The following is a 9,978-nucleotide window of genomic DNA, read 5'->3' on the forward strand; positions in this document are numbered from 1 at the left end:
AGAAAGAGGTAAATGAGCGAATAGAAAAGCCAACACCATTCTCTTTAGCATTTAAAAAGATCCATTGGCTTAAAAGTTAACTTTGTTACACAATACTTAAATTAACTCAAAACTTTAAAAGTTCTCCCATAGCTTTGCAACACCACGACATGCAAGCCAATAGAAACACAATCATAAATGATTAAATCACCTCTTAATTAAAATAGCCTTCTGAGAATTAAAACAAATCACTGGGATGAATGGTGGATTCTAGGGGATCATAAACATTGGATTGCTGACTTAATACACGAGGTGCACTTGCATTGTTCTGCAACACCACCACACGCGAACCAACAGGAACACGATCATAAAGGTCAATAATATCTTGATTCAGCAAACGAATGCACCCACTTGAAATAGCACGACCAATCGACCACGATTCATGAGAGCCATGAATGCGGAAGAGCGTATCCTGCCCATTTTTGAAAAGATAAAGTGCGCGAGCTCCCAATGGATTATCAGCTCCTGGTGGCATTCCTTTGCCTAGGTGCCCATAACGTTCTGGTTCTCTAGCCATCATTGCCGCCGTAGGAACCCAACTTGGCCATCGGCGCTTGCGCTGTATAATTCCCTCACCTTCAAATGCTAGCCCCTCCTTACCAACTCCAATACCATAACGCAAAGCGCTTCCATTTTCGCCAATAAGATAAAGAAAACATTCCTGCGTATCGACAACCAGTGTTCCAGGTGGATAAGACGTATAATAAATGACTCTTTGACGCCAAAATTTGGGGTCAATTGTTGCAAGATCAATAGCAGGCAATAAATAAGGCTCATTTGTTACAGGGCCATATAAGGCCTGCATTTCTGCTGGAATATGTAGAACTTGTTGAGACGCAACAGACAACATATCTGAATGGCGCGTAGCACATCCAACCAAAGCCAAAGGTGCTGCAATTAAAAAGGCACGACGAGATAACACGCTTCTATTTTCTCCGATTAATTTTCATGCAGATTTGCATACTATGAAAAACTTAGCACATTATTAACGTTAATTTGAAATTCCTTTGCCATGAAAGCAAAAAATTTTAAAATTTGACAAAAAAGAGACAATCATTTTCTCCAAATAGTTTTTTTCTTCTCTACAGCAATAGAAGACTATCACTCTTCTCAAAATATGCTATAAAAACGCCGAAAACGCGTTATTTTAATTATAAAGTTAATAGAAAAGAAGAGGTTCATGGGTTTTAAATGCGGTATTGTGGGATTACCTAATGTTGGTAAATCCACCCTTTTTAATGCATTAACAAAAACGGCTACAGCTCAAGCTGCTAATTATCCTTTTTGCACAATCGAGCCCAATACCGGTGAAGTTGCTGTCCCAGATTTACGGATGGAGAAAATTGCCTCCATCGCGGGTTCAAAAGAAATCATTCCTACGCGCATCAGTTTTGTTGATATTGCTGGGCTTGTGCGTGGAGCTTCAAAAGGCGAAGGTTTAGGCAATAAATTTTTAGCCAATATCCGTGAGGTTGATGCCATTATTCACGTTTTACGCTGTTTCCAAGATGATGATATTACCCATGTAGAAGGACGCATTGATCCTCTTTCTGACGCAGCAACTGTTGAAACAGAACTTATGCTTGCTGATCTTGAAAGTTTGGAGCGGCGTATCGTACAAATCCGTAAACGTGCCACTGGAAAAGACAAAGAAGCTCTTACAATTCTGCCCATTATGGAAGCAGCATTAAATTTATTACAGAAAGGAAATCCTGTTCGATTGTTGCTTAAAGATCTCTCTTCCGATGAACGTCGTACTCTTGAGAGTTTAAATCTTCTCACTTCCAAGCCTGTTCTTTATGTGTGTAATGTGAGCGAAAATGATGCTGCTCATGGAAATAGCTTTACCCAAACGGTCGAAAAAATGGCAACAGAGCAAAATGCTCAAAGCATTATCATTTCTGCTTCTATCGAAGCTGAAATCACACAACTTAGTGATGCAGAAGCTTTAGAGTATCTTAATGCCTTAGAGCTCTTTGAACCAAGTCTAAACCGCCTCATTCGTGCTGGCTACTCTTTGCTGGATCTCATTACTTATTTTACCTGTGGTCCTAAAGAAACACGCGCATGGACAGTCATACGTGGCACAAAAGCTCCCCAAGCAGCTGGTGTTATCCATTCAGACTTTGAACGTGGTTTCATTCGTGCCCAAACCATAAGCTACGAGGATTATATTGCCTTAGGGGGAGAAAACGGCGCTAAAGAAGCAGGCAAAGCCCGTGATGAAGGTAAAGAATATATTGTGCAAGACGGCGATATCATGTTGTTTAAACATAATACTTAAATATCAGCTCTCTCTTAATATTTTACATCTTTTAAGCAAATAAATAGCAGGGATAAGATTTGCAAAGATCCCTCTATAGAGTTTTAAGAATTAAATATTCTATTTGAAGTCTTTTTAGCAGCACAAAATATGTAGGGTATTTTTCTTTCAAACAAATTGAAATTATTACGATTGAAGCTCCATTTTCCTTTGAATTGTAAAAAGAAAGGAGCTGCTTGCCTAAAGTTTTCGTAAAATGCCTTATATAAAAAAACAGCGCCATCCTATATTATGACAGCGACTGTTCTCTTTATTCAAAAATGACAATAGGAAATTAGCGTGCCCAATGTCCTTCATATTTAAATGTTGGAGCTTCTTTTAAAGAATCCTTTGTTGCATTTGTAATAAGTTTCCACTTACCATAATCATTTGTCATCTGTATTGCTTCTGGAGAAACAACTACATAACTCTCCCCTATACCAAGGAAACCACCGACAGCAACAACAAATCCAGCAATGTTATTTTCACGCAGGATAATATCTTTTACTTCACCAATATTTTCATTTTCTATATTGTAGACATTTGCCCCAATAAGACTTGAAGCAACAAAATCCGTTGCTAAAGGTGTAACGTAACGCACAGACATATCTGATCCCACCTGAACAACACCGGTCGAAGAAATCATTTCAGAGTTAGAAGGCACTTTGAAAGACTGAGCATAAATACTAGAAATCATAAAAAATGATATAAGAATAGTATAGGCAATTTTCTTCATTTTAACATCTCCGTTTTTACTTTGCTTTTACTTTATAAAGTGTCAATGCATCATAATCAGAATTGTTCCCTAAACTCTTTATATTCTCTCAAGACAAGTGGCCATAACTTTTTTTCTTTTAGTCTTTTGCCTTCTCCTCCAATTTTTCTTCTAAACCACGCCAGATATGGGCTTTTAAAATATAAACAAACCCTCCAAAAATGATTAAAAATAAAATAACACGAAAACCGGTTTTTTTACGAATTTCCATATGAGGATCAGCAGCCCACATCAAAAAAGCAGAAACATCACGCGCATAATGCTCAACTGTCTCAGGAGTTTCATCTTCATAAGACACAATACCATCACTCAAAGGAGGTGCCATAGTTAAAGAATTACCGGCAATAAAATAAGGATTATACCAAGAACCATCGGCAATCTTTATATTCTCTGGAGCCTTCTGATATCCTGTCAAAAGAGCTGTAATATAATCTGGACCAGCAGTATTATAATGAGTCAACACATCAGAAATAACAGCAGGAAACGGCAAAGATACAGCGCGCGCGCGTGCCATTAAAGATAAATCTGGAGGATAAGCACCATTAAAAATGAGTCTTGTTTCTTCTTCATGAGCAAAAGGAGAAGGAAAATAATCTGTTGCAACCCCAGCACGCTTAAAAAACTGCCCTTCTCGATTAGGACCATCACGCACTTCATATTGCCCTGCCAAAGCCTTAATCTGTTCTTGATCATAGCCAAGAGCTTTCAAATCGCGAAAAGCGACATATTTTAACCCGTGGCAACTAGAACAAACCTGTTTATAAACCTTTAATCCGCGCCGCAATTGCGCTTTATCATAAACTCCAAACGGCCCTGAAAAGCTCCATTCTTGTTTTTTAGGAACATATAAGGGGAAAGAAACAAACGCCTCCTCTTTATCAGAGACACTAGCGGCCCTACTATGAAAAGGAAAGCCTATCAAAGCCATAACCATCAATCTGATAAAAGTATTTACCATAGTCTCTTTTTTTTCTGTTTCATATCTTCAGTAATTGAAGAAGGCAAAGGGCGACTCTTTTCAAAAGTAGGGAGAACAGGCAAAATAATGAGAAAAAATATAAAATAATAAGCCGTAGCCAATTGAGTCCATAAAAGAATACCCTCACTGATTTCTCTTGAACCAAGATAGCCAAGAAAAACAACATCTGCAATAAATACCCAAAAGAAAATTTTATAAATAGGCCGATATCTTGCAGAACATATTTTAGAGCGATCTAACCATGGAACAAAAAATAAAATGAAAAGAGAACCTGCTAAGATAACAACTCCTAAAAAAGTAGATGACAAAACACCAATATTAAAAGTTATGGCACGCAGCATGGCATAAAAAGGCAAAAAATACCATTCTGGCACCACACGAAGGGGGGCCTTTAGAGGATCTGCAACGGTATAATTTTCAGCCTGCCCCATATAATCAGGCATATAAAACAAAAACCAAGCAAAAAAGATGAGAAAAACAGTAATGGCAAAAATATCTTTGATAAGTGCATAGGGAGTAAAAGGAACTGTTTCCTCATTCGATTGTATTGTAAGACCAGTTGGATTGCCCTGCCCAACTTGGTGGATTGCGAAGATATGAATCCCTACAAAAAAAAGCAAAACAAAGGACAACAAATAATGGAAAACATAAAAACGATTCAAGGTTGGTTGCCCAACACTATAACCACCAAGAAGTGTTTCATGCAACCATGTCCCTACCAAAGGAACTGCTTTCAAAAGACCAGCAACCACTGAAGCAGCAGAAACAGACATCATCCCCCAAACCAGCACATAACCAAAAAATGCTATTGCCATCATGAGTATATAGATGAAAATACCGGTAACCCAAACCATTTCTCGCATATTTTTATAAGAGCCATAATAAAGTCCGCGCGCGAAATGAATATAAACAGCGATAAAAAAGAACGACGATCCAACACAATGCCATGGACGAAAGAGCCAACCAAACTGCCCTTCGCGTCTAAATCGTTCACCTGTTTCAAAAGCCAAATGAACATCTGGCACATAATGCAGTGATAAGACAATTCCGGTCAAAAGCTGCGATAAAAGCATAACGGTCAAAATGCCGCCAAATGTATAAAAATAATTCAAATTACGTGGAACAGGAAAAATAACAAATGCATTGTAAAGAAAGCGGGGCAAAGGTAAACGCTTATCGAACCAACGAGCAAGAGCACTTTTTGGAAAATAGGGAGGAAATTTTGCCATGACTTTATCCTATTTTCAGCAAAGTATCAGAAAGAAATTGATAAGGTGGAATAGCGAGATTATAGTTAGCAGGTCCCGAGCGCACTCTTCCAGCTGTATCATAAACAGACCCATGGCATGGACACAACCACCCACCAAATTTCCCTGATTGGCCAAGTGTCACACAACCCAGATGCGTACAAAGATTAATGAGAATAAGCCAATTTTCACGCCCGTTCCCAGCTGAACGGGCAAGATCTGTCGCTTCTTCTTCACTTTCAAGATTAGGATTGCGTGCCTGACGATCTCTCAAAACACTCAAATTTGTAGCACGCGCCTCAGCAATTTCTTTTGCAGTGCGATTACGAATAACAACAGGCTGTCCCCGCCACTTAACCGTTACCGACATCCCCTCTTCAATACCAGAAAGATCCACTTCAACAGAAGAAGCTGCCAAAACAGCCTCATCTGGACGCAACTGACGAATAAAAGGCCATGCAACAATCCCCATCCCAGCAGCCCCTGTCAGACCTGTCAGACCTGTCAGCAAAAACAGAAAATCCCGCCTCGTCTTCTCACTCATTATCTTAACTAGAGAGCCCATTCATTAAAATAATTTTTACCATACCATCTTCTATGATACAACCCACAGTCATTCAAATCCTTAAACCATAAAAAACATCTTATTATCTGTGGAATTTTCTCTCTTCTTCTCTTTCTTCACTAAACTTTATGACAACAACCAATAGAATTCCCCCCACTCTCTGTTCTTTTCGATACTCTTTCTTTTTACTTCTTTTTACTTTTTGCATTCTAAAATTGAAATTTTCTGTTCAAGCCTTCAAGTACAACTTCAATAGCTTCAAAATACGAATACATCACCAAAATTATTCTTTTCCCTTGCTTCCCGCTTATCGCAAAGACAGCTAATTTATTGAACTCAAACAATATTCAAATATTTCACTGTCTCACCAATACACGCACCATCAAAGTCATTTAAGAAATGATCGACACAAAGCCCTTCCGTAGCTAAGCTTTACAAAAAAATTCAATTTTGCATTTAATTTGCTTTATCCCATCCCCAACAAAATATTGAGACAACAAAACTTCACAAACAAAATAATCCCAAATAATCTTTTTATAAAATCTGTTCTCGTAATGATAAACAGCTATCTCTAAATGCATGAACTATGATCATCTTTCATGGTTCATATTTTACTCATCTTATATAAAGATATAACTTCTCTTTGAAAGTCGAAAACAAATAAGAGCAAAATGTAAAAAATACATGCTTTTCAATGATATTTTTTGAATAAACAACAGAGCTTCTTTACAAAGACAAAGAAAAAATCATACTACATAAAATATGACACTTCACATTGCACTTTTTCAACCTGATATTGCTGGTAATACTGGAACGATTTTACGTCTTAGCGCCTGTTTTGGTTTACATGTTCATATTATTGAACCAGCCGGCTTTAATCTGTCAGATCGCAATCTTAAGCGAGCAGGGTTGGATTATCTTGAACATGCTTCGCTAGAGAGACATATAGATTGGCAACATTTTATCAACACCATGAGAAATTTGAACCGTCGTCTTTTGCTTTTAAGCACTAAAGCAGAAAAATGCTATACGCGGATATGCTATCAAAAAGGTGATGTCTTACTTTTTGGTCGTGAATCGGCAGGGGTTCCCGATTATGTTCATGAAGCCGTTGATTGCGCATTGAAAATTCCCATGCAAGCACACGCACGCTCTCTAAATCTTGCCATGAGTGTAGCCATAACAACAGGAGAAGCACTGCGCCAAATTGGTTATTATGAAAATAAATAAAACTTTATATATAAAATAAGAAAATCCCTTTAAGGGATTCAATATATTGATTAAAGTGCCAATATTCTATACAGAGCCAACGATTTTCAAATAAAATCATCACATCTCTCTAAGGTTCAGACACTTCTCAATGATACTTCTGAAATAAGCTACAAAACAATTTTACAAATCATCAGAAAAAAACGATGCACAATTGAATGAGTGTTAAGACCAATAACACCTCACCGCATCGTTTTTACTACCAATAACCAAATGGTAAAAAATCATACTCAAAAAGAACAAAAGCATCTTGGGGGAAAAAAACTCTATAACGAATTGACTTTTTCTAATAACGTGTGACGATCTATAAGAAATCCGCTTTCAATCCACATCGTCTCTAGCTCTTTAAGCTTTTCTCCCAACTGTACTCCTTTAGAAAAACCTTTCTGGATCAAATCCTTGCCATTAACAGGAAACGTCGGAATCTGCCATTTTTGAGCAAGCTGGTAAAGCCTGATATAATTTGCTGCTTTTTGTAAAGCCTCACTTTCCTCCAAAACAGCACCACGTGCAACCGCCACAGACAAGGATAATTGATCTAAAACCGGTTGTCGTCCATGAAAATAAATCAGTTTCTGCACAAAACCATCTGAACAATCTTGGTGAATCATTTCCAACTCTACCCATTCCTTTAACCGTGTTGTTTCTTTATGAGATAAACGCAAACGCCGCGCCATTTCATGAAGACGAACAGGATCGGGAGGGAAAAGACTTTCTAGCCGTAACAACGGATCAGCTTCCCAACCAAGAACCTGTTCTGTTTTGACCAAAGAGTGAATTGCATCAATGCCCCACTTCTCTGTTTCAGGAAAGATGCGTGTCAAAACTCCACTTTGTCGCATCCACAAAAGAGCACGTATTGGATCCACAGCTGCGAGAAGTTTTTTCATCTCTGCCCAAATGCGCTCAGAAGAAAGTTTTTGCAAACCATCTTTTAAACAAACGCACGCTTTCAATCCTTGTGGATCAGGCCGCCCCGCACCATACCAAGCAAAAAAGCGAAAAAAACGCAAAATACGCAAATAATCCTCTTGAATACGATTTTCTGCAATACCAATAAAACGAACTGTACGGCTAGCAATATCCTTCAAACCTCCCACGTCATCATAAAGACGTCCAGCAGCATCACAATAAAGCGCATTAATGGTAAAATCTCGCCGTTCTGCATCTTTTTGCCAATCACGACCAAATGCCACTTTTGCATGGCGACCATCTGTTTCTACATCAGAGCGGAGCGTTGTTACTTCATAAGAACATGACACAGAAACCACCGTGACTGTACCAAATGCAAGACCTGTAGGTATAGCTTTAAATCCTGCCTCTTCTACACGTGCTATAATCTGCTGCGGCAAACAAGTTGTCGCAATATCGATATCGCGAATAGGCTGCCCTAACAGCTGATTGCGCACCGCCCCCCCTACAACACGCGCCTCTTCACCATCCAAAGACAAAATGTGAAGCAGTGTTTGAAGATCATCATGTTGCAACCACGCAACCTGTTTGAAATTTTGTCTTATGCTCACCCCTTTAACCTTTCAAAAATCGTCTTCTTCGCCTTTAATAGATATTTTCATGAGGATAGTATGTCCCATACATTCTTTACACAATACATCTGTTTGTTCCAAATAGAATACTCTGCGAGTATGCGAATATAAAAAAACAACATATGACGCTTCTTTTCTGCTCATTTTCTGCTACAAATCATAAAATATCCACTATCATGCAGAGAAAATTGTTGATTTTGCTATAAATGTCTTAAGGAAAAAATATGAATCAAGCTGATATATCATCCAATTCTATGAAAAAGTCCAATAGCAACAATGACGCTCAAGCGATCATTGATGATATTGATAGCGCGTATAAAGAATTGGATATTTTGCAACAAGAAATTGACAAAGTTATTTTTGGGCAAAATCATGTGATTGAATATGCTTTAATAACGATTTTTTCTGGTGGGCATGCGCTTCTTGTCGGTGCTCCAGGATTAGCGAAAACGCGTCTTGTGGAAACTTTAGGAACAGTATTGGGATTAGATGAAAAACGCATCCAATTTACTCCAGATCTCATGCCATCAGATATTATCGGTTCTGAAATTATGGATTCCGATAAAAGTGGGAAACGTTCTTTCCGCTACCTTCAAGGACCTATTTTTACTCAACTTCTCATGGCGGATGAAATTAATCGTGCCTCTCCACGCACGCAATCAGCTCTTTTACAAGCCATGCAAGAATATCATGTCACCGTTGCTGGTACCCGTTATGATTTACCACAACCTTTTCATGTACTTGCAACCCAAAATCCTCTCGAGCAAGAAGGAACCTACCCACTTCCTGAAGCACAATTGGATCGCTTTTTAATGCAAATTGATATTGACTATCCTGATCTCACAACAGAACGCCGTATCATTTTAGAAACAACGAGAGAAAAGCAACAAAATGCAAAACCAATTTTATCAGCACAAAAACTGCAAAAAATTCAAAATATCGTTCGGAAAATGCCAATCTCGGAAAATGTTGTAGAAGCTATTTTAAAAATCGTCCGTTCAGCGCGCCCTCATAAAGACAATAGCCTTGCCAACACTTATGTTGCTTGGGGTCCTGGTCCACGAGCATCACAAGCACTTTCTCTTTGTGCTCGTGCCCGTGCCCTTTATTATGGGCGCTTAGCGCCCTCACTTGATGATGTTGAAGCATTGGCCCACCCTGTATTACAACACCGTATGGCACTCAATTTTTCTGCCCGTGCTGAAAATATAACCGTAAAAGATATTATCAATAATCTCGTGAAAGACGCTCTTTAGAA

At 38.5% G+C, this 9,978-nt stretch carries 9 protein-coding genes; 3 read left to right on the forward strand and 6 right to left on the reverse strand.

What is annotated here, in order from left to right; translation table 11 throughout:
• Window positions 1–217: 217 nt before the first annotated feature.
• Window positions 218–961, reverse strand: a complete 744-nt coding sequence (locus BN202_RS02490; RefSeq protein ID WP_019218945.1) for a L,D-transpeptidase — start codon at window positions 959–961, stop codon at window positions 218–220.
• A 258-nt stretch (window positions 962–1,219) separates the two neighbouring features.
• On the opposite strand from BN202_RS02490, the gene ychF reads away from it, so the two are divergent.
• Window positions 1,220–2,323: a redox-regulated ATPase YchF gene (ychF, locus tag BN202_RS02495; RefSeq protein WP_019218946.1), complete on the forward strand. Its 1,104-nt coding sequence runs from the start codon at window positions 1,220–1,222 to the stop codon at window positions 2,321–2,323.
• 313 nt (window positions 2,324–2,636) lie between these two features.
• Here ychF and BN202_RS02500 read toward each other — a convergent pair whose 3' ends face one another.
• The 4 genes from BN202_RS02500 to petA form a co-directional block, all read right to left on the reverse strand.
• Window positions 2,637–3,077 carry a PRC-barrel domain-containing protein gene (locus BN202_RS02500; protein ID WP_019218947.1) on the reverse strand — a complete coding sequence of 147 codons (441 nt, stop codon included), beginning with the start codon at window positions 3,075–3,077 and terminating at the stop codon, window positions 2,637–2,639.
• A 118-nt stretch (window positions 3,078–3,195) separates the two neighbouring features.
• A complete protein-coding gene (locus tag BN202_RS02505) occupies window positions 3,196–4,074 on the reverse strand; it encodes a cytochrome c1 (protein ID WP_019218948.1) in 879 nt (292 codons plus the stop codon).
• The gene (locus BN202_RS02510; protein WP_019218949.1) at window positions 4,068–5,324 is read right to left on the reverse strand and encodes a cytochrome b; all 1,257 of its coding nucleotides are present in this window, start codon (window positions 5,322–5,324) and stop codon (window positions 4,068–4,070) included. Before BN202_RS02510 ends, BN202_RS02505 begins: the two co-directional genes overlap by 7 nt.
• A 4-nt stretch (window positions 5,325–5,328) precedes the next feature.
• On the reverse strand, window positions 5,329–5,886 hold the full coding sequence (gene petA / locus BN202_RS02515; protein ID WP_034986973.1) for a ubiquinol-cytochrome c reductase iron-sulfur subunit: 558 nt from the start codon (window positions 5,884–5,886) through the stop codon (window positions 5,329–5,331).
• Window positions 5,887–6,669: 783 nt separating this feature from the next.
• On the opposite strand from petA, the gene BN202_RS02520 reads away from it, so the two are divergent.
• Window positions 6,670–7,137 (forward strand): tRNA (cytidine(34)-2'-O)-methyltransferase, encoded by a 468-nt coding sequence (locus BN202_RS02520; protein ID WP_019218953.1) that lies wholly within the window; start codon window positions 6,670–6,672, stop codon window positions 7,135–7,137.
• 305 nt (window positions 7,138–7,442) lie between these two features.
• Here BN202_RS02520 and BN202_RS02525 read toward each other — a convergent pair whose 3' ends face one another.
• A complete protein-coding gene (locus tag BN202_RS02525) occupies window positions 7,443–8,699 on the reverse strand; it encodes a CCA tRNA nucleotidyltransferase (RefSeq protein ID WP_019218954.1) in 1,257 nt (418 codons plus the stop codon).
• 245 nt (window positions 8,700–8,944) lie between these two features.
• Between BN202_RS02525 and BN202_RS02530 the strand changes: the two genes are divergently transcribed.
• Window positions 8,945–9,976 (forward strand): AAA family ATPase, encoded by a 1,032-nt coding sequence (locus BN202_RS02530; RefSeq protein WP_019218955.1) that lies wholly within the window; start codon window positions 8,945–8,947, stop codon window positions 9,974–9,976.
• The last annotated feature ends 2 nt before the right edge of the window (window positions 9,977–9,978 follow it).

The organism is Bartonella florencae (assembly GCF_000312525.1).
Classification (GTDB): domain Bacteria; phylum Pseudomonadota; class Alphaproteobacteria; order Rhizobiales; family Rhizobiaceae; genus Bartonella; species Bartonella florencae.